This window comes from Sphingomonas asaccharolytica NBRC 15499, from assembly GCF_001598355.1.
Taxonomy (GTDB): domain Bacteria; phylum Pseudomonadota; class Alphaproteobacteria; order Sphingomonadales; family Sphingomonadaceae; genus Sphingomonas; species Sphingomonas asaccharolytica.
The window spans coordinates 31,095-50,916 of record NZ_BCYU01000031.1; the positions used below are offsets into that span (position 1 = coordinate 31,095).

Consider the following 19,822-nt stretch of genomic DNA (forward strand, 5'->3'; position numbering starts at 1 on the left):
AGCGGGGCGAGGGAATGAGCGAGTTATCCCCGTCCCAGAAACGGGATCTTGTTCTGCACCATCAGCGCTTCGTAGAAATTCAGGTGATCCGGCATATCGGCCATGTGGACGATGATACCCGCGGCGTCCTCCGCCCGCGCGGTCATTTCGGTCGGCTTGGTGCTGGGGCCGCCGCCCAACTCCGTTGCGACGATGCCAGGGTGGAACGCCGAAACCGCGATATTGTCCGCGCGGCAATCGACCGCCAGGGCGCGGGTCAGGCCGGCGAGGCCCCATTTGCTCGCGGTATAGGCCGGACTGTCCTTGCGCGGCACCTTGGCGGAGATCGATCCGACATTGATGATCCGCCCCCTGCCCTGCGCCTTCATGATCGGGATCGCCGATCGCGCGCACAGAAATGCCGAGGTGAGGTTGGTGTCGATGACGCGGCGCCACAGCGCGAGGTCGGTCAGCTCGGCCGGCGTGCTGTCCGCAACGCCGGCATTGTTGATCAGCACGTCGACCGTGCCGAACCGCGCCAGTGCGTCCGCGAAGAGATTGGCGACCGCGTCCTCGTCGGTGACGTCGGTCGCCACCGCCAGCGCCTCGCCGCCTGTCGCCTCGATCAGATCGACCAATGCACCCAGACGCTCGGCGCGGCGCGCGGCGAGGACGACCCTGGCGCCCTTTTCAACGAAGGCGATGGCGCAGGCCGCGCCGATCCCGGAGCTGGCCCCGGTGATCACGACGACCCTGCCCTCGAGGATGCTCACGTCTTCGCAGCCTTTTCCGCCTGGTTCGAAACCAGCGCCAGGGGATCGTCCGCCACCACCGCCAGCCCGCCGCCACGATCCGAGCGGACATTCTCGTAGGTCCCGGCTTCCTTCTTGCGAAGGCCATAGGATTTGACGATCTCGATATCCTCGACCGCGAGTGGCGCCATCTTCTGCTTGCGCGCCAGCGCCGCCTCGAAATAGGGCGCCAGTTCGGCTTGCTTCTTCGCCAGACGTTCCTCCTCGCCCACTTTCAGCCGCGGCATCGCGGTGGTCGCGAACAGCTCGAGCGATTCGCAGATATGGTCGTGGTTGGCGGGGCCGGTCTGCTGGACGAAGATGATCTGGTCGACGCCGACGTCCGCATAGGCCTTGCAATGGTCATGGACCTGCTCGGGCGTGCCGATGCCGCCATTGCCGTGATTGTCCTCGATCCCCGCCTCGGCCTTCTTGAAATCTTCCCACACGCTCGAATGGCCGGGCTTGAGCTTGCCGAACGACGCGTAGAATCCCAGCGAATAGCCGAAATACTTGAAGCCCTCGGTCCCGCGGTCGATCGCGACCTGCTCGTCCTCATTGACCGACAGCGCGGTCACAATCGCAAAATTGGCGTTCACGGCATGGCCGATCGGCACGCATTCGTCGGACTTGATGATGTCGTAATATTCCTGGACCCATTTGCCCGCCTGTTCGGGCGCGGCAAAGCCGAAGACGAGCGCGCCCATGCCGTTGCGCGCGGCATGCAGGATCGTGTCGCGCCGCGAGCATGCCACCCATAGCGGCGGATGCGGCGCCTGGATCGGCTTGGGCACGATATTGCGCGTCGGCATCGAGAAATGTTCGCCCTGGAAACCGGGATAGGGCGTCATCGTCAGCATGTTCGCACATTGCTCAGTCGCTTCGCGCCACATGCCCTTCTTGAGATCGGGATCGACGCCGAAACCTTCGAGCTCCATCGCCGTGCCGCTCTCTCCGGTGCCCCATTCGACCCGGCCCTTTGAAAGCAAATCGAGCGTGGCGATCCGCTCGGCGACGCGCGCCGGATGGTTGATCAGCGGCGGCATCACGCAGATGCCATGGCCGAGCCGCATCCTTTTGGTGCGCTGGCTGAGCGCGCCGAGAAAGACGTCGGGCGCCGAGCTGTGCGAATATTCCTCGAGGAAATGATGCTCGACCAGCCAGGCATAATCATAGCCCAATTTGTCGGCGAGCTCGAGCTCGTCGAGCGCGTTGTGGAAGATCTGCATGTCCTTCGCGGCGGTGAACGGCGCGGGCGACTGATGCTCGTAAAACAGACCGAATTGCATTGCGCTGTCTCTCCGGTTCCTCTCCCGCCCGGAATTCCGATGCGGTACACTTTGACAGCCTATCTTATAACAGCCTATCTGACATTATGGAAGATGCCGGTGGTCGAATTCTGCCAAATTCCCGATCTGCGTTCGTCATTGTCGAAAATCGTTCACAATGCTGCAGTCACTCCTTATGGTCGGCGTTACCGTCGAGTAACGGGAATGAGGGGATGTGCCGATGAATATGCTGCTGCCCACGACACTTGTTGGATCCTACGCAATGCCGGAATGGCTGATCGATCGGGCCCGCCTTGCCGGTCGGTTCCCGCCGCGGGTGCGCGCCCTCGAACTCTGGCGCCCGGCCCCCGACCATCTCGAGGAAGCGCAGGACGATGCCACGATCATGGCCATTCACCTGCAGGAACGGGCTGGGATCGATATCGTCACCGACGGCGAGATGCGCCGGGAAAGCTATTCGAACCGCTTCGCGACAGCGCTCGAAGGGGTTGATCTCGACAATCCGGGCGTCGCGCTCGACCGTAGCGGCCACCCCAATCCGGTGCCGCGCGTCACCGGCCGGATCCGCCGCAGGCATTCCGTCCAGGTCCGCGATGTCGAATTCCTGCGGCGCAACACCGATCGCAGGATCAAGATCACCGTGCCCGGCCCGTTCACGATGACCCAGCAGGCACAGAACGACTTTTACGCGAGCGAGGAGGAAATGGCGCTCGATTATGCGGCCGCGGTCAACGAGGAGATTCGCGACCTGTTTGCCGCCGGTGCCGACATCGTCCAGATTGACGAGCCCTATCTCCAGGCGCGGCCCGAGAAAGCGCGGCAATATGGCGCCAAGGCGATCGATCGCGCGCTGCGGGATGTCGGCGGCGTCACCGCACTGCACGTCTGCTTCGGTTATGCCGCGATCATCCATGGCGATCGGCCGCACGGCTATGACTATCTGGGTGAGCTTGCCGGCACGCGCGTCGACCAGGTATCGGTCGAGACCGCGCAGCCGAACCTCGACCCGGCGGAGCTGGAGCCGTTGCGCGGCAAGCACATCATGGTCGGGACAATCGACTTGAACGATCCTGCGATCGAGACGCCCGAGATCGTCGCCGAGCGAATCCGCCGGGCGATGACCGTCGTGCCGGCCGACAAAATCGTCGTCGCGCCCGATTGCGGCTTCAAATACGTGCCCCGCGACATCGCCTTCGCCAAGATGCAGGCAATGGTCGAGGGCGCCGCATTGGTGCGCGCGACGCTCTGAAGGTGGTCGTGCGCTGAGCCAGATCTAGACGGATCCCGCCAGCGTGCCGCGCGGAACCGGAATGCCGGGGATCAGGAGGCGAATGCGGTTGAGCGAGCGAGCGCCGGTGAAATAGAGCGTGCGCCAGTCGCTATCGCCCCAGTTCATGTTGGACGTGCGCCCCTCCATGGCGATCGTGCCGAGATGATCGCCGGTCGGGCTGAGAATCCAGATGCCGCCGGGGCCGGTGCAATAGACATTGCCCTCGACATCGACCTTCATGCCGTCGGGCCCGCCCATACGGGTGTCGGCGCGCATGTCGCAGAACAAGCGAGCGCTGCCCAGGTCGAGCATACCGTCGGCCTCGACGTCATAGGCCATGATCAGCTTGCGATGCTGGTTGCTGTCGTTGACGTAGAGGACCTTCTCATCGGGCGAGAAGCACAGCCCGTTGGGATTGATCAGGTCGCGCACGACCATGTTGAGTCGCTCGCCGTCGGGCGAGACGCGGTAGACGCCGGCGCAATCGATCTCCGGGGGGTGGTCCGGCGGGGTGAACGGGACCTTGGGCGGCGGATCGGTGAAATAGATCGCTCCGTCCGATTTGACGACGACATCGTTGGGCCGGTTGAGCTTCATGCCGCGATAATTGTCGGCGATCATGGTGACGGTGCCATCGGCATGCTCGCGATCGACACAGCGGCTGAAATGGTGGCAGACGACCAGCCGACCTTCCTGGTCGCGGGTCTGGCCGTTGCCGTTCTTGGTGTCCTGCTTGTCGACGGAGATGCCGTGTTCCGGATGCCAGCGCATGCGCAGGCTGTTATGGATGTCGCTGAACAGCAGATAGCCGCCCTCCGCGATCCATACCGGCCCTTCGGCAGGTCCGGTGGGCCCGCCAAAGCCGCGACCGAGCTCTTCCCAATCCACGTCCGGGGCGACAATGGCGTCCAATCGCGAATCGAGTCGTTCGACGGGCATTGGCTGTTCTCCTCTCCCTGCCGCCAAGTTCAGGCCTTGGTCCAGCACAAATAACAGCCTGACTTATAGCAGCTCTACTGATAATTCGGAAACGATTTGCGCCGTTGACAGACAGCCAGGCTTACATTCTTATGCTGGATAATGCCGACCCGTTCGAGCGGGCACGCAATCAGCATGAGAGGATCGCGCATTGGCCCGGCCGACCGTTGACATCGACACCTTCCTCAATGGCGTGAAGTTCCGCCCGTTCCACGTAAAAGTGATGCTGATCGGGGCGCTGGCGATGCTCGTCGACGGGTTCGACCTTGGCGTGCTGAGCTGGGTGCTTCCGAAGATTTCGGACGAGTTCGGGGTGACGCGGACCTCGCTGACCTGGGTGCTGTCGATGCAGCAGGTCGGGATGGTATTGGGCGCCTTCCTCATCGCGCCGTTCGCGGACCAGATCGGACGGCGGACCTTGCTGATGCTGTGTCTGGGCGGCGTCGCCGCGACATGCTTCGTGACGATCTTCACCGACAGCATCTGGGCACTGGCGATCTGCCGGCTGCTCACTGGCATGTTCGCCAGTTCGGTGATCGCCAACATGGTCGCGCTGGCCTCCGAACTCGCTCCTGCGCGGCAACGCTCGACCGTGGTGACGGTGGTGCTTGCCGGCGCGATGCCCGGCGCCCTGCTCGGATCGGCGATGCAGGCGTTCCTGCTCGAACCCTATGGCTGGCACGTCGCGTTCTGGATCGGCACGGCGATGCCGCTGCTGCTGGTGCCGGTATTCTATTTTCTGTTGCCCGAATCGCCCAAATTCCTGGCGGCGCGCAACCCTGACGATCCCCGACTGCAGGCGATCGTGCTGGCCTTGATGCCCGAGGGCGAAGGCGAAGCGGTGGTCTTGTCGCGGGGCGTGAGCGAGAAGCGTCCGAGCAGCCTGTCGCTGGTCCGCGATCTGTTCAAGCCCGGGCTGGCGCTGCCGACGATTCTGCTGTGGCTGAGCTTCGTCAGCAGCTTCGGCTTCATCAGTGCCGCGCTCTGGAAGACGACGGTGTTCCACGACGCTATCGGGCTCAACTGGGGCCAGGTCGGGATCACCACGGCGATCGGTACCGCGTTCGGTGCGACGGGTATGCTGACGATCGGACTAATGATCGACAAGTTCGGCTTCAAGGCGATCGTTCCAACCTATTTCATCGTCGCCGCCGCTGCCGCGATCGGCATGGGGTTGTTCGCGCCGGGCTGGGGAATGTTCGTCGCGCTGGCACTCAACGCGCTGGCGCAGCATGCCGCCCATGCCGGGCTGGCCTCGATCGCCTCGACGCTCTACCCGACGCGCAACCGCGCGACCGGGGTCGGCTGGGCCTATGGCGCCGGGCGCGCCGCCTCGATCGTCGGGCCTTGGTACGGCATGCTCGCGCTGCAATATCATTGGGGCGCGATCGGCTATTTCTTCCTGCTCGCCGCGCCGCTGGCATTGGCTGGGGTGGTGATCTGGATGCTGCTGACGCTCAAGCCGCTCGACCCGGCGACCCGCATCGCCGGGCACTGACTTGCATTTCTAGACTGGCGGTTGCCAGCCGAGCACGCGCTTGACGGTGCCGCCGAAGATCGCCGCCTTGGCATCGCGGTCGAGTTCGTCGCTGTGGAGCAGCATGTCGCGGCTCTCGCTGTACAGGCAGCCGCGGTTGCGATGCGGCCCGCCGGCCTCGGCCATGCGCAGACGCGTATAGTCGCTAGCCCATATCAGCCGATCGGGCCCGAACGCGGCGATGACGCGGCGCAGATTCGGCCAGACATCGGCGAACGGATAGGCCTGACGCGACAGCAACGGCAGCCCGCACAATTTGACCGAGACGTTCGGCAGATCGGCGAGGCCGAGCAGCCCATCGAGCCGATCCCAGGGATCATCGCGCGCCGGCGACACCGGGTGCTGGCTGACCCCGACATGGTCGATGATCACGCTGAGATCGGGATGGCGCTCGATCAGCGGACGCATCGCCGCGGCCTGGCCGTGAGTCGACAGGAATAGCGGCAGGCCGACCTTGGCCGCGGCAGCGAACCCGGCATCCATCGCGCCGCTGGTGAAGGCCTCGGAGAGTTCGGTGATACGGAAATCGGTGACGAGCAACCGGCCGGCGACGATGCGGTCGTCGCCCTTTGCCCGCTCCACCGCGGCTCCCAGTTCGGCGTCCCTCACCATGAACGTCTCGACGCCGATGAAGCGGCTCGGATAGCGAGTCACGCACGCATCGATATAAGGCAGCGCCGCGACGACCAACGTGGCGTCGACGCCGACGCTATCCATCGCTTCGCGCGCGAGTTCGACATTTATCGCGAGTTTGACGTCGTCGGGCACATCGTCGCCGAACGGCACCGCGGGCGCAGGCTGGTGGATCTGGGCGTCGATGATGTCGAAGTCGGTGCTCTTCACGATTGTGATTCCTGTTTTGCCGCGAAGCCGCGGTAGATGGCGCGGCCACAGGTGGCGCAGCAAATGTCTTCGGTCGGCAGCGCCGCGGCGGCATGCAGCGCCGGTGCTCCGCCGCAACAAGCGCAACCCGAAGCCACGGTGGAGCGGTCGAGTTGGGTTAGCATGTCCTCGCTCCACGCCGCCCCGCAAAACGGGCAGGTCGCGCCGTCGCTCTCGCTCATCATTCTTCTCCACCAACATGCATCTTGTTGAATGCCATTCGTCTTTATATAACCGGCGCGATCATTATCCAGCGCCTTTCGCGCATCCGTCATCCTCGTCATGGAGACAAGCCAGCATGCAGCCCGCCCGTTACGACGTCCTCGCCATCGGCAACGCCATCGTCGACGTCATCGCCCATGCCAGCGACGATTTCCTCGCCCAGGAGGGCATGGCCAAGGGCGGCATGGCCCTGATCGACGAAGACAGCGCCGAGCGGATCTACGCCGCGATGGGTCCGGGGATGGAAATCTCCGGCGGATCGGGCGGCAACACCATTGCCGGGGTCGCGGCGTTCGGCGGCAGCGGCGCGTTCATCGGCAAGGTCCGCGACGACGCGCTGGGCGACATCTACCGCCACGATCTGCGCACGATCGGCGTCGCTTTCGATACGCCGGCGACCACCGCCGGCGCCGCTACCGCGCGCTGCCTGGTGCTGGTCACGCCCGACGCCGAGCGGACGATGAACACCTTTCTCGGCGCCTGCACCGGGCTCGATGAAGGCGATATCGACGAAGCGCTCGTCGCCTCGGCGGAAATCATTTATCTCGAAGGCTATCTGTTCGACCAGCCTCCCGCCAAGGCGGCCTTTCGCAAGGCCGCGTCACTAGCGCACGCCGCCGGGCGCAAGGTCGCGCTGACCATGTCCGACAGCTTCTGCGTCCATCGCCACAAGGATGCGTTCCTCGAACTGGTCGAAAGCCATATTGACATATTGTTCGCCAATGAGGACGAGATCCGGGCGCTGTATGGCGTCGACGACACGATCGAAGCGGCGAAAATCGCCGCGCAGCATGTCGACCTGGTGACAGTGACGCGCGGGCCGGCCGGGGCGCTGTTGATCGACGCGAACGGTCTGGTCGAAGTGCCTGCCTCGCAGGTGTCGGCGGTGGTCGATACCACCGGCGCCGGCGATCTGTACGCGGCTGGCGTATTGTACGGCCTAACCCGCGAACTGCCGCTCGCCGAATGCGGACGGCTGGGCTGTGCGGCGGCGGGCGAAGCGATCAGCCATTTCGGGGCACGGCCGCAGGCGGATCTGAAGACGTTTTTAGCCAACTGATTCCTCCCTTCTGCGAGAGGGGCGTAATATCAGTTCAACCGCGACCGCCGCGAGATGAGGTAAATCTCGTCGTTGAACCACAGTCCCTGGTGGCGCTGAAGAGCTTCGCGCGTCGCGTCGAGATACTGGTCGTTCGACAGCGCCTTGGCGAAGCGGCCATCCTCGATCTGCGCGACATAGCTTGCCGCGTTCCAGGCAGCGAACAAGGTCGAACTGCCGATAGGGGTATGCGCGTCGATCTCGGTCGGGAGCGTGCGGATGTCGTAGCGGAACAGCGCTTCTTCATCCGACAGCGAATGGAAATGATAGTCTCGCGCGGCCGAGCCCAGTTCCTCGCGCACGGCATGCATGATGTCCTCGCGGCTGGTATGGAAGGGGTCCTCGTCCGGCCAGATCGTGCGGATAATCTCCAGTCCGGGATCGTTGCCGTGACTGTGGACGCCCATCAATTTGCCGTTGGGACGAAGCGCCCGGACCAGCGGCGTGACCACGCGCGAGCTCTTGAACTCGAGCGGTGCGTGCGCGCGATAGGGCTGGGACAACAGCACGAAATCGAAGTCCGCCTGCGCATAGCCGCGCCGCGGAATGATCGGATCGAGCATGAAGTGATGGTCTTTGCGATACAGGACGAGCACCGTCGGCGTCTTGTACATCGGGTTGCCGCTCGGTGCGATGCTCGCCTGCCAATGCTTGGCGAGGAACGGATCGAGCTGCTGGACCTGTTCCTCGAACTGTCCCGCCGAGGTGCCCTCGAGCCCGACTTCGTGCCACACCATCGCGCTTGCCCCGGCCGGGGTCTCGGGTTGCAGCGTCGGCGCTTCGCCATATTTGAGGTTGGTCAGCACCAGCACGGTGGCGGGATGCTCGCGCAGTCGGTCGGGCATCTTCTCGAGCGTCAGCCGGATATTCTCCATGCTGATCTCCTTGACCACCACGTAGAACGGCACCCAGGGATGGCGCCGGTGCAGCCCGCGCAGCATCCGCGCCAGCGCGGTGCCGTCGCCGGCACCCCCGTCGAACAGCCGGATCGCCGGCGGGACCGGCTGGGTGTCCGACAATTCGTGCACCGCACGATCCGCGATGATCTGCTTCTCGTTGGTGGTGTTGACGAAGGCGAGATACTTCTGACGATTGTCGTAGAAGCGGAAATTATGCTCGGGGCGCAATTCGGCGCGCAGCCCCTTGATGCCCGACCGCAGCGCGCTGGCGGAGGCGCCGTTCTGCTCCTCGATGAAGCGGTGGACGCGCTCGACGGTCTGCACCGTCACCCGCCCGCCTTGCTGCAGCCGCTGCACGAGCTTGCCGTCATTGACCGCCAGCCGGCCGAACGTCGACTGCGCCATCTTGAGCCGCCGACAACTATGCTCGATCTGCTCGAGAAGGGCCTGGGTGTCGTCCATCGCTCAGGCCGACAATCGCGCTGCGCGGGCATAGCCGCCGTCGAGATAGATCAGCGGATCCACATCGCCGGAGACATGCACTTCCTTGACTGCGCCGATCACCACCGCGTGAGTGCCATATTCGATATGCGTCTCATATTCACAGAAGAAGCTCGCCTGCGCGTCGCACAGGCGCGGCGAACCGCACGCGCCCGAGCCCCAGCGGCCCTCGGCGAAACGCTCCTCGCCCTTCAGCTTGCCCGCGCAGGTCTGCGACACGGCGAGTTGATCGGCATGCAGGATGTTGACGCAGAAAGGCGCGCCAGCCGTCAGCGGCGCATGGAGGCTCGCATTCTTGTTGATGCAGACCAACAGCGACGGCGGGTCCATGCTCAGTTCGCTGACCGCGGTCGCGGTCATCGCCCAGCGCCTGCCTTCGTGCCAGGCGGTAATGACCACCACCGCCTTGCCGAGCCGGCGCAGGCCATTCTTCAGTTGTTCGGCGATGCTCAACTGGGCGATGTCGATCCGGGAGAATTGCATTTCACTCATCGCTACCCAGCCCTTCCCTGCCCATGATGCGCAGCCCGTACCCCTCGATGCCCGACAGCCTCGCTTCGCTGTCGGAGAGCAGGATCAGATCCCTGACGCCCAGATCGAGAAGGATCTGCGCCCCGACGCCGTAATCGCGGATGCGCTGGTCGCGGGTCGGGCCCGGGCTGCTGCGCCGCTCGGATATCGCGCTGACCGACGGATCGCGGATGAACACGACGACACCGGGGCCGTCATGCGCGCCGATCCGCGCCAGTGCGCGCGAGACATATTCGCGGCGGTCGGTCGGTGGCCCGAGCATGTCCGAGACGAAGTCCAGGCGGTGCATGCGCACCAGGGTCGGCACGTCCGGGGTGATGCGTCCGCGCGACAACGTGACATGCTCGACATTGTCGATCGTGTTGCGGAACACCGACAGGCGAAAGCCGTCGCCATAGACGGTCTCGAACGCTTCCTCATGGACGCGTTCGACGCAGCGTTCGGTGCGGCGGCGATAGCTGATCAGGTCGGCGATCGTGCCGATCGGAATACCATGCTCGCGCGAAAACTCGACCAGGTCGGGCAGCCGCGCCATCGTGCCGTCCTCGTTCAATACTTCGCAGATGACGCCGGCCGGGATGAGGCCGGCCAGCCGCGACACGTCGACCGCCGCCTCGGTATGGCCGGTGCGGACCAGCACCCCGCCGCCGCGCGCGACCAACGGAAAGACATGGCCGGGCGAGACGATATCGTCGCAGCTCTTGGAGGGATCGATCGCCACTGCCACGGTATGTGCCCGATCGTGCGCCGAGATGCCGGTGGTGACGCCATCGCGCGCTTCGATCGAGATGGTGAAGGCCGTGCCGTGGCCGGAGTTATTCTCGGTCACCATCGGCGGCAGGCGCAATTCGCGCGCCCGTTCCTCGGTCATCGCCAGGCAGATCAGCCCGCGCGCATGGCGAGCCATGAAGTTGATCTGGGCAGGCGTCGCGAACTGCGCCGGGATGATGACGTCGCCTTCATTCTCGCGATCCTCGGCATCGACGAGAATGTAGGGCAGGCCGTTGCGCGCAGCCTCGATGATCTCCTCGGTCGAGGAAATCGAATTGTGGAGCCGATCGGCCACCGGTTCGATCAGATCAATAGACATCGTTTTCCTGCAGGACTTCGCGCGCATGGCGCCAGCTGTCCGTTCCGGCGGGCAGGCCGACGTAGAGCGTCGCGTGGAGCAGGATCTCCCTGATCTCGTCCTTGGTGACGCCATTGGCCAGCGCGCCGTTGATGTGGTTGCGCAGCTGGTCGGGCCGCGACTGGCCGATCAGGATCGCGATCGTCAGCATGGACCGGGTCTTGCGGTCGAGCCCCGGCCGGTTCCACACGTCGCCGAAGCACAACCGCGTCACCAGATCCTGTAGCGGCTCGTTGAAGTCGTCGGCATTGTCGAGGCTGCGCACGCCGGGCTCGCCGAACATGTCGAAGCGCATCGCGCGGCCGCGGTCGTAGGACTCATCTTTGTTCACGCGATTTCCTTCCTGATCTCGGTAGATGCCGGCGCCGACAGCAAGGGGCGGATCGCGTCGGCCGCGGCCACGAGTTCGGCCCGGGCGGCGGCCGAGACGCCGACCGCACGCAGGAACCCGTGGATCATGTCCGGGGCGATATGGAGCGTCGTCGGCACGCCGGCTTTTTCGAGCCGCGCGGAAAACGTGATCGCTTCAGCGCAGAGCGGGTCATGTTCGGCAGCGACGATGTGCGTCGGCGGAAGATCGGCAAGGTCGTCGCGATCGACCGGCGCCGGGTTGGCGTCGAGGCCGCCGCAGCGCGTGAACAAGGCGATGTACTGGCCGACGCGGTCGGCGGTCAGCATCGGATCGAGCGCGCTGCGGTAGGCGGGCGCATCGGGGTCCATCGCGAAGGTGCCGTAGAAGAGAAGCTGGCAGATCGGACGCGCGGTGGCGGTGCAGGCCAGTGCCAGCAGCGCGCCAGCGCTATCCCCGGCCACGGCGATCCGCGTCGGATCGATGGCGAGCGCTTCAGCCTGACGGCCGACCCAGGCAAAAGCCGCGTCGCAATCGGCTTGCGCACCGGCATAGTTTGTTTCGGGCAGGCGGCGATACTGGACGCTGGCGACGACCGCGCCGGTCGCTTCGGCCAGCGCCGCGGCGACGATGTCGAAGCTCTCGACGCTGCCGAACGCAAAGCCACCGCCGTGGAAATAGCAGATTGCCGGCCGCGGCCCCTCCCCGCCCGGATCGAAAATGCGCAGCGCGATCTCGCGCCCAGGTGCGGCGACAAAGGTGTCGAAGCGCGCGACTTGCGGCGCATCGCCCTCGGCATAACGCCGCCCGGTGAGGTCGCCGACCAGCCGCATCGTTTCGATATCGGCAGTCGGTGGCGTCGCGCGGACCAGCGCTACGTAACGGTCCATGCCGTCCGCAAGGGCGACTTCAGCCAACGGCCTCATACCGCACCTCGACCGTCCGCGTCGCGAGCTCGGCAAGCCGCGGCGCGACTTCGCGGCCCATCATCGTCAGATTGTCGGCCGTCTCCCGGTGGTCGAGTTCGCCGGCCTGCGCCATCATCAGCAGATTGCCGAAGCCGCCGGTCTCGTCGTGGAACGTCGCCAATTGCTCGTAGACGTCGTCCGGCGTGCCGACGAAGAACAGACCCGCCTCCATATATTGCTCGATCGTGCCATCGACCGGCAGCGCCTCGCCGTTGCGCAGGCGCGGACGCATCGCGTTGGCGCCGGCCTGGAGCATGCGGATATTCGCATCGACCGGATTGAAGCCGAGTGGATTGCGGAACTGCGGATCGAGCCGGGCGGCGGTGGTGAAGTAGCTCTTCATCTTCTCGGCGCGGGCGAACGCGGTGGCGCGGTCGTTGGCACATGAAACCAGCGCCAGATAGGCGAGCTTGTCCTGGGCGGGCTGCACACCGTGCGCGGCCAGATATGCTGCGCGATAGCCGCTGAACACCGAGCGGGCGACGGCGCCCGACAGGAAGGTCGCGCAGGTATAGCCGCGCTTGCCGTATTCCTGGGCGCTGGTCGCACTCGACGCGGTCATCCAGATCGGCGGATGCGGCTGCTGGATTGGGCGCGGCCACAAGCTGGCAGTGCGGTAATGAAAATGCTCGCCTTCCCAGGAGAAATTGTCGCCTGTGTTGGAAAGCGCAGCGAGGATCAGGTCGTGCGCTTCCCAGAAGCGGTCCATGAAGCCGGTCGGCTGGCGGTTCGACATGAACAATTCGTACGCCGCGCCCTTGACGAGCCCAACGTCGAGTCGCCCGCCCGACAGGCAATCCACCATCGCGATCTCTTCCGCGACGCGCAGCGGATTGGAGCGGTTGGCGAGCGGGATGCCCAAAGCGAGCAGGCGCGCCTTGCTGGTCTGGCGCGCGAGGATGGCCAGTGTCGTCATGCACGACGTCGACATGCAGGTCGCGGCGGCGTGATGCTCGTTGACCATGATGTTGAGCCCGACTTCGTCGGCAAGCATATATTCGTCGAGATAGCGGTTGAGCAGTTGCCCGGCCTCGACCGGATCGCACTCGCGCTGCGGCAACGTCACGCGCATCGCGCCCGGCTTCTGGAAGGCGGGGTGATAGGCCTGTTCGCTGAATTGCCAGATCTTCATCTTTGTCTCCGAGCGGTCGTTCAGCGGCCGGCGAAGGCGGCGATGCGGGCGGCGAGCCTGGCAGGCTGGTCGGCGTGGACGCGATGGCCGGCGTCTGGGAAGGTCTCGACATCGGCCCGGGGCAGCGCCTTGCGCCAGTCATCGCGATATTTGGCGCCGACGATTCCGTCCGCTTCGCCCCAAACGACGAGAGTCGGGCTGGCGATGCGGTGTGTGCGGTCCCCGAGCTTGTGGTTCGACATATACGGGGTCCAACCGAAATGGCTCGCCGCCTCGTCATTGCGCATCAGCCGGCGCAGGCGGTCTTCCGGCAGTGTCGCCAGCGTCTTCATGTCGCTACCGAGCGCGGGCTCGCCGACCTGCATTCGCTTGCCCAGTTCCTGGCGCGACAGCATGAAGATATCGGCGACATATTGCTCGCGGCGATCGGCAGTGGGCAGGCCGAGCGGCGAGACCAACACCAATTGGGCGGCGCGGCCCGGCTCCTTGGTCAGCATCTCCGCCGCCACCCAACCGCCGAACGACGTGCCGACGATGACCGGCCGGTCGAGCCCGAGCTGATCGAGCATGTCGAGGTAGAAATAGCCGAGATCATCGACGCGGTTGATGCGCGGCGAGCCGGCGGAGGCGCCGAAGCCGGGATGCGAAGGAGCATAGACGGTGAAGTGCTTCGCCAGTTCACGCTGCAGCGGCGCGGCGCCCTCGAGCCCGTCGAGCCCGTGCAGGAAGACAAGCGGCGGGCCGTCTCCAGCCTCGAAGAATTCGAGCTCGGTGCCCAGCACGTCGAGTGCCGACACAGTGCCGAAGCTCAGTTCTTCAAGGCCTTGGGACTGCATCGCTCTCCACTCGTCTCTTCTTTGCTAGCTTGAGAGTGTTGCCCGACGACTGATACGTCCAATTCTTTGTACTTGAGGCTTTGATGCCCAGAAAGTATGGGTAGGCGATGGAGCTACGCCATCTTCGCTATTTCCGCGCGATCGGCCGGGAGCAGCATTTCGGCCGTGCCGCGGTCGCGTTGCGGGTCGCGCAGCCGGCGCTCACGCGGCAGATCCGCGACCTTGAGGCCGAGCTCGGCATCGAACTATTCGAGCGATTGCCGCGGGGAGTGCGCCTGTCGAGCGCGGGGCGCGCCTTTCTCGGCGAGGTCGAGGAAATATTGTCGCAGGTCGACCGCGCCGTCGATCGCGCCAAGCGGCTGGGCAGTGGCCATCTCGGCACGATCCGCGTCGGGCTCAGCGAGATCATCACCGCGCACGACTTCATCTCGCACAGCCTGCGCAATTTCCGCGAGAGCGAGCCTTCGGTGGTGCTCGATCTCAAATCGATGGGCTCCGTGAACCAGATTGCCGCGCTCAAGGAAGGCACGCTCGATGTCGGGCTGATTTATGACGCCCATCTCGACGAGCGCGACCATGACGTGCTCGACCGCATCTGCCTGGGCTATGGCGAGACGATGCTGGCGGTGCACGAAAGCCATCGGCTGGCCGGGCGCGCCTCGGTGACGATGGCCGAGATCGCCGAGGAGCCAGCGCTCGGCCCGGCGCGGCTGACCGCACCCGGCTATTACGATCGGTTGATGACGGCGTGCGTCGAGAGCGGCAGCACCCCGCGCATCGTCCAGGAATGTACCACCAACTCGATCCTGCTCAGCCTGGTCGCCGTGGGGATGGGCGTCGGCTTCGTAACGGCGTCGAGCCAGTCGTCGCCGGCCCACCATATCCAGTTGGTGCCGATCAGCGATCTCGGGCTCAAGTTCGAGGTGCTGCTGGTCTGGCGCCAGCGCGACCGCTCGGCGGCGCTGCAGCGCTTCATAGACATGATGGTCCACCATGCGGGCGTCGCGACCTAGATGCGGAGCGTGCTGCGCAGAGGCGGAATTCGGTTATTCGCAATCAAGCACGCGACCACGGTCCTCCCCGCAGGGTGACAAAAGCCGACGCTCGATCCTGCTATGTCACGGCGATGAGGAGAGAAGCATGACCGACGCACCGCAGCTCAAGGGCCTGTATCATTTCGCCTATCCCTGCCGCGATGCGGAAGAGACGCGCCACTTCTACGAGGACATTCTCGGGCTGCCCCTGGTCAATTGCATGATGGCCGAAAAAGTGCCGAGCACCGGCGAAGAGCAACCTTATGTCCACTTCTTCTTCCAGCTCGGCGACGGTTCGTACATCGCCTTTTTCGACCTGGGCGGCGACGAGAAACCGGCACCCTCTCCCAACACGCCCGAATGGGTCCAGCATTTCGCAATCGAGACCGATTCGGTCGCCGACGTCGAGGCGATGCGGCGGCGGCTTGCCGAGCATGGGGTCAAGACCACGCCGTTGGTCGATCACGAGTTCGTACGGTCGATCTACTTCTTCGATCCCAATGGCTTGCGCCTCGAAGTCGCGGCGCGAACCGAAGCGCCGGGCTTTCTGGAAGAAGCCGCCAGCGAAGCGCATGGAATCCTAGAGGCGTGGAACGCGCGCAAGCATCGCGCACCCGCCGCCGGCTGATTACCTCCTCGTCACCGCGCTCCGTGCTCGCCGTCAATCATTGCCGAATGGACAGATCGACGGCTGGACGGCAGGAGAGCAGCGGGAAAATGTGACGAGAGGATCTGAACGCATGGCAGACACCGAACAATCGCGCCGGCGTGTCCAGTCGATCGAAGTGGGATTCCGGGTGCTGCGCGTGCTGCGCATGGCCGAAGGGCCGCTGCCGCTGCGCGAGATAGCGGCCCGCGCCAACATGCCGCCGAGCAAGGTGCATCTCTACCTCGTCAGCTTCGTGCGTGAAAACATGGCCTATCAAGACGTCCACAACGGCCATTACGGGCTTGGCTCGTTCGCCATCCAGCTCGGCTTGGCCGCCATCCGGCAGCTCGACGTGGTCGGACTCGCCGCCGAAACGCTGACCGACCTTCGCGACAAGACCGACTGCGCGATCTACCTGTCGTTATGGGGCGACCGCGGCCCGTGTATCGTCGCGAAGGCCGATGGCAGGCTGCAAGGCGCGTTTCTGATCCGGCTCGGCTATATCCTGCCGGCAGCGACAACCGCGACCGGGCTGGTGTTCCTCGCGCACCTGCCGCAAGCCGAGGGCGATCGCGCGCTGGCGGCGCAGGCCGCCTATGACGCCGCGCGCGGCGATACCCGCGCTCCGACCAAGGAGGAGCTGGCCGAGAGCGGCGAGAAGATCCGCCGCGATGGCTATTCGTCGACCGCCGGGATGCTTAACCGCAACTTCGCGGCGATCGCCGCGCCGATCTTCGACCATAGCGGCAAGATCGCCGCGACAATCACGCTGCTCGGGCCCACCGACTTCATGAGCAAGGCGCGGCTCAAGGACTTCGGCAAGATGCTGCTGGCATCGACTCAGGCGGTATCAGAGCGGATGGGGGCGCTTCCCAGGCCCGTCGAGAAGCCGGCAAAGGGCTGATCGCAACGCTGCGCTTGGTCGATCCACCCTAGGCCGCGCCCCGCACGAAATCCGGCGCGCGGCGGCCTGCCGCGGCGGCGTCGAGGCGAAGCTTACGGGCTTCGGCACGTTTGGCGTCGTCGAGCCAGGAGCGTTCATGTCCCCACAGGCTGGGGCCGTAATCGCATTCGAACGGCTGCCACGTCTCAGGATCGATCGAGCGCCCGCCCCAGCCCAACTCGACCATGAAGTCCGACGGCGTGCGGGCGTAGAAGCTGGTCATCAAATCGTTGGTGTGACGACCGAGCGTTACGCCGATGCGGCCCTCCTCCAGCTGGGCGAGGTCATAGGCCTGGCCGACATCGTCGAGCGAATCGAGTTCGACCATCAGGTGATGGAAGCCGTCGACACCGGTCTCGATAGCGGCGAAGCTGTGATGCCGGCTGTTGAGATGGAAGAAGAATGCCTTGAACGGGCGCAGCGCATAGTCGCTGAGGCGGAAGCCGAGCAGGTCGACATAGAAAGGCAGCACCGCGTCGAGCGACCGGACGGTCAGAACGACGTGGCCGAGCCCGAGCGCTCCGGTGCGAAAGCCGCTGAGCGCGCGGCCGGGGACGAAGGCGGAGGGCGCCGCGGCGGCGCCGTGGAAGAATTCGAGGCGGTTGCCGGCGGGATCATGGGCGATGATCAGCTCGGCGACGCGGCGTTGCTCGGCCTTGATCGAGGTGCCCGGGATGACCGGATGGCCGGCGTCGGACAGCCGCGTCGCCAACCGCGCCAGGGCATCGCCATCGGCGACTTCCCAGCCCATCGCGCTGACGCCGTCGCGCGCGCCGCTTTCGACGAACAGGCGCCCCGCGCGATCGTCGGTGCGCAACGAGAAGCCGTGCGCGCCTCGATCGGCAAGCTGCATGCCGAGGAGGTCGGTGGCGAAAGTCGCCCAGGCATCGACCGACGCGGTGGTGACTCCGATATAGCCGAGGGACTGCAGCATGGAACGAACGCTATTCGGTGATGCCGAAAAACGCCAGTCGAGATTAAGGCCGCTGCACGCCGGGCCGGCTGTATTCGGGGGTGAATTCCTCGATATCCAGCGCGAGGTTCTCGGTCGGCGCGCTGAGCGACGCCAGCAGCCGGGTGAGGTAGCCGCGCAATATTTCCCGCTCGTCGGCATTCAGCGGCGTCAGCAATTCGGTTTCGAGCGCGCGGCTGTCCTTCTGGAGCTTCTTGAGCGCGTCCTTGCCGGTCGCGGTGAGGCTCAATTCGAGCAGGCGTTTATTCGCGCTACTGACGCGGCGATCGATCAGTCCCTTGGATTCGAGCAAGGCGATCTGCTTGATCATCGTCTGCGGCTTGACGTCGTAGAGACGCGACAATTCGGCCGAAGACATGTTCGGCCGCGTCGAGAGCGTCGTCAGAATTCGGAACTGCACGGCGGTCACGCCGAGCGGATTGAGCACCGATTCCAGCCGCACATACGCCTTGTACTGCACTTGCTTGACCAGATGCAGAATCGAGGGCGGATGTCGATCGGTAGTTGCGCGAACGGCTTTCCCCATCCGCCCTTAGTGTCCGATCATGTCGAAGCTGTCCAGAGTCGGGCGATGCGTCCTTCGCCGCACCGCCCGCTCTAGCTTCTTCGCGGTCGCGCGCTTGATCGCGAATAGCCGGATCACTTATTCGCAGCATGCTCTGCGTCAGCCCTTGAGCTTCTTGGTGGCAATTGCCGCGCCTTCGGCCATCGCCGCCAGCTTGGCCCACACCACTTCGGGATGGCCGACACGCGAGCCGATGCCGCAATCGGTCCCGCCCTGGATATTCTCCATGCCGACAAGCTTACCGACATTGACGAGCCGTTCGGCCACCAGCTCGGGATGCTCGACCAGGTCGGTCATATGGCCGACAACGCCGGGGCAGATGATTTTGCCGGCGGGAAGCTTGACGTCTTCCCAGATGCGCCACTCATGCGCGTGGCGGACATTGCTCGCCTCGAACGTGTAGCACTGCGCGTTGATCTTGAGCATCAGGTCGACGATGTTCTTGAACTCGATGTCGTGAACATGCGGGCGATGGCCGCTGCCCCAGCACATGTGAAAACGGATCTGCTCCTCGGGCAGGCCCTCGACCGCATGGTTGATCACCTCGACCGCGAATTCCAGATAGTCGCGATACTGGTCGACCGACCATTCGGGATAGAACATCCAGCTCGTCGCGAATTCGGGCTCGTCGATCTGGACGATCAGCCCGGCATCGGTGATCGCCTTATATTCCTCGCGCATCGCCGCGCCGACCGCCATCATGTAATCGCGCTCGTCGCGATAGAAAGCGTTGCGCGCGCCGGCGCCGGCGCTGAGCGGGCCGAGAGCGGCGATGAAGCCATCGACCTGGCTCTTTCCCTCGATCCCCTTTTTGAGCGCGTCGATGTCCTTCGCGATCTCGGCTTGACCAATATAGGTCAGCGCGCTCGTGCAGACCTTTTCGGTGGTCGGGCGCTTGGGGACGTTGCCGGGCGTCATGAAGCCAGGGCGGACCGGGCCGCCGGCGCCGGCGAACCACAGGCCGGATTCATAGAAGCCCGGGAAATCGCGGCGGTCGCGCTCGCCCGGACCGGCACGCTTGGACGGCGCCGCAGGGTCGCGCGGCAGCGATTCCCAGCCCGTCACGCGCTGCTGGATATAGCTGGTGTAGCTGCCCATGTTGGCGGCCTTCACATATTCGCCGTCGTTGATGATATCGACGCCGCATTCGATCTGCTTATCGACGACTTCGCGCACCGCCTTGGGCAGCCGCACGGCGATCTCGGCCTGTTTGGTGTCGGCATCGACGAGCAGCGCATCGAGATCGGCGGGACGCGGCAGATTCCC

The 19,822-nt window shown here is 64.8% G+C and carries 21 protein-coding genes; 6 read left to right on the forward strand and 15 right to left on the reverse strand.

The genetic code is table 11. From position 1 onward, the window contains the following. Positions 1–23 precede the first annotated feature (23 nt). Entirely contained in the window at positions 24–752 is a 729-nt protein-coding gene (locus SAS01S_RS10380) for an SDR family oxidoreductase (protein WP_066807612.1), read from the reverse strand. Then, entirely contained in the window at positions 749–2,059 is a 1,311-nt protein-coding gene (locus tag SAS01S_RS10385; protein WP_084238804.1) for an LLM class flavin-dependent oxidoreductase, read from the reverse strand. Before SAS01S_RS10385 ends, SAS01S_RS10380 begins: the two co-directional genes overlap by 4 nt. Before the next feature lie 220 nt (positions 2,060–2,279). Here SAS01S_RS10385 and SAS01S_RS10390 point away from each other — a divergent pair, with 220 nt between their 5' ends. Next, positions 2,280–3,308, forward strand: a complete 1,029-nt coding sequence (locus tag SAS01S_RS10390; RefSeq protein WP_245656833.1) for a uroporphyrinogen decarboxylase family protein — start codon at positions 2,280–2,282, stop codon at positions 3,306–3,308. 24 nt (positions 3,309–3,332) lie between these two features. Here the strand turns inward: SAS01S_RS10390 and SAS01S_RS10395 are convergent, their stop codons facing one another. Next, positions 3,333–4,268: an SMP-30/gluconolactonase/LRE family protein gene (locus SAS01S_RS10395; RefSeq protein ID WP_066807613.1), complete on the reverse strand. Its 936-nt coding sequence runs from the start codon at positions 4,266–4,268 to the stop codon at positions 3,333–3,335. Positions 4,269–4,458: 190 nt separating this feature from the next. Here SAS01S_RS10395 and SAS01S_RS10400 point away from each other — a divergent pair, with 190 nt between their 5' ends. Next, the gene (locus SAS01S_RS10400) at positions 4,459–5,805 is read left to right on the forward strand and encodes an MFS transporter (protein WP_066807614.1); all 1,347 of its coding nucleotides are present in this window, start codon (positions 4,459–4,461) and stop codon (positions 5,803–5,805) included. Positions 5,806–5,814: 9 nt separating this feature from the next. Here SAS01S_RS10400 and SAS01S_RS10405 read toward each other — a convergent pair whose 3' ends face one another. Beyond that, positions 5,815–6,687, reverse strand: a complete 873-nt coding sequence (locus SAS01S_RS10405; RefSeq protein ID WP_066807615.1) for an amidohydrolase family protein — start codon at positions 6,685–6,687, stop codon at positions 5,815–5,817. Next, positions 6,684–7,010, reverse strand: a complete 327-nt coding sequence (locus tag SAS01S_RS22795) for a hypothetical protein (RefSeq protein WP_169804941.1) — start codon at positions 7,008–7,010, stop codon at positions 6,684–6,686. The genes SAS01S_RS10405 and SAS01S_RS22795 overlap by 4 nt, the downstream gene beginning before the upstream one ends. 14 nt (positions 7,011–7,024) lie before the next feature. Between SAS01S_RS22795 and SAS01S_RS10415 the strand changes: the two genes are divergently transcribed. Further along, a complete protein-coding gene (locus tag SAS01S_RS10415) occupies positions 7,025–8,008 on the forward strand; it encodes an adenosine kinase (protein ID WP_066807617.1) in 984 nt (327 codons plus the stop codon). A 29-nt stretch (positions 8,009–8,037) separates the two neighbouring features. Here SAS01S_RS10415 and SAS01S_RS10420 read toward each other — a convergent pair whose 3' ends face one another. The 7 genes from SAS01S_RS10420 to SAS01S_RS10450 are packed head-to-tail and all read right to left on the reverse strand — an operon-like array spanning position 8,038 to position 14,392. Beyond that, positions 8,038–9,408 (reverse strand): hypothetical protein, encoded by a 1,371-nt coding sequence (locus tag SAS01S_RS10420; RefSeq protein ID WP_066807618.1) that lies wholly within the window; start codon positions 9,406–9,408, stop codon positions 8,038–8,040. A 3-nt stretch (positions 9,409–9,411) separates the two neighbouring features. Next, positions 9,412–9,939 carry a flavin reductase family protein gene (locus SAS01S_RS10425; protein ID WP_245656834.1) on the reverse strand — a complete coding sequence of 176 codons (528 nt, stop codon included), beginning with the start codon at positions 9,937–9,939 and terminating at the stop codon, positions 9,412–9,414. Then, entirely contained in the window at positions 9,932–11,068 is a 1,137-nt protein-coding gene (ribB, locus tag SAS01S_RS10430; protein ID WP_066807620.1) for a 3,4-dihydroxy-2-butanone-4-phosphate synthase, read from the reverse strand. The genes SAS01S_RS10425 and ribB overlap by 8 nt, the downstream gene beginning before the upstream one ends. Further along, positions 11,058–11,438, reverse strand: coding sequence for a carboxymuconolactone decarboxylase family protein (locus SAS01S_RS10435; protein WP_218016284.1), 381 nt, complete (start codon positions 11,436–11,438; stop codon positions 11,058–11,060). The genes ribB and SAS01S_RS10435 overlap by 11 nt, the downstream gene beginning before the upstream one ends. Continuing rightward, positions 11,435–12,346, reverse strand: a complete 912-nt coding sequence (locus tag SAS01S_RS10440) for an alpha/beta hydrolase (protein WP_169804942.1) — start codon at positions 12,344–12,346, stop codon at positions 11,435–11,437. Before SAS01S_RS10440 ends, SAS01S_RS10435 begins: the two co-directional genes overlap by 4 nt. Before the next feature lie 19 nt (positions 12,347–12,365). Beyond that, positions 12,366–13,556: an LLM class flavin-dependent oxidoreductase gene (locus tag SAS01S_RS10445; protein WP_066807622.1), complete on the reverse strand. Its 1,191-nt coding sequence runs from the start codon at positions 13,554–13,556 to the stop codon at positions 12,366–12,368. A 20-nt stretch (positions 13,557–13,576) separates the two neighbouring features. Beyond that, a complete protein-coding gene (locus SAS01S_RS10450; RefSeq protein WP_066807623.1) occupies positions 13,577–14,392 on the reverse strand; it encodes an alpha/beta fold hydrolase in 816 nt (271 codons plus the stop codon). A 107-nt stretch (positions 14,393–14,499) separates the two neighbouring features. Here SAS01S_RS10450 and SAS01S_RS10455 point away from each other — a divergent pair, with 107 nt between their 5' ends. From SAS01S_RS10455 to SAS01S_RS10465, 3 genes are all read left to right on the forward strand, one after another. After that, positions 14,500–15,405: a LysR family transcriptional regulator gene (locus SAS01S_RS10455; protein ID WP_066807624.1), complete on the forward strand. Its 906-nt coding sequence runs from the start codon at positions 14,500–14,502 to the stop codon at positions 15,403–15,405. 127 nt (positions 15,406–15,532) lie between these two features. Next, positions 15,533–16,054, forward strand: coding sequence for a VOC family protein (locus SAS01S_RS10460; protein WP_066807625.1), 522 nt, complete (start codon positions 15,533–15,535; stop codon positions 16,052–16,054). Positions 16,055–16,166: 112 nt separating this feature from the next. Next, positions 16,167–16,979: an IclR family transcriptional regulator gene (locus SAS01S_RS10465; RefSeq protein ID WP_066807626.1), complete on the forward strand. Its 813-nt coding sequence runs from the start codon at positions 16,167–16,169 to the stop codon at positions 16,977–16,979. Positions 16,980–17,007: 28 nt separating this feature from the next. Here SAS01S_RS10465 and SAS01S_RS10470 read toward each other — a convergent pair whose 3' ends face one another. The 3 genes from SAS01S_RS10470 to SAS01S_RS10480 all read right to left on the reverse strand — a co-directional run. Continuing rightward, positions 17,008–17,952 carry a VOC family protein gene (locus SAS01S_RS10470; RefSeq protein ID WP_066807627.1) on the reverse strand — a complete coding sequence of 315 codons (945 nt, stop codon included), beginning with the start codon at positions 17,950–17,952 and terminating at the stop codon, positions 17,008–17,010. A gap of 43 nt (positions 17,953–17,995) precedes the next feature. After that, positions 17,996–18,517: a MarR family winged helix-turn-helix transcriptional regulator gene (locus SAS01S_RS10475; protein WP_066807628.1), complete on the reverse strand. Its 522-nt coding sequence runs from the start codon at positions 18,515–18,517 to the stop codon at positions 17,996–17,998. A 138-nt stretch (positions 18,518–18,655) separates the two neighbouring features. Continuing rightward, a partial coding sequence (locus tag SAS01S_RS10480) for a hypothetical protein (RefSeq protein ID WP_066807629.1) occupies positions 18,656–19,822 on the reverse strand: 1,167 nt, incomplete at its 5' end.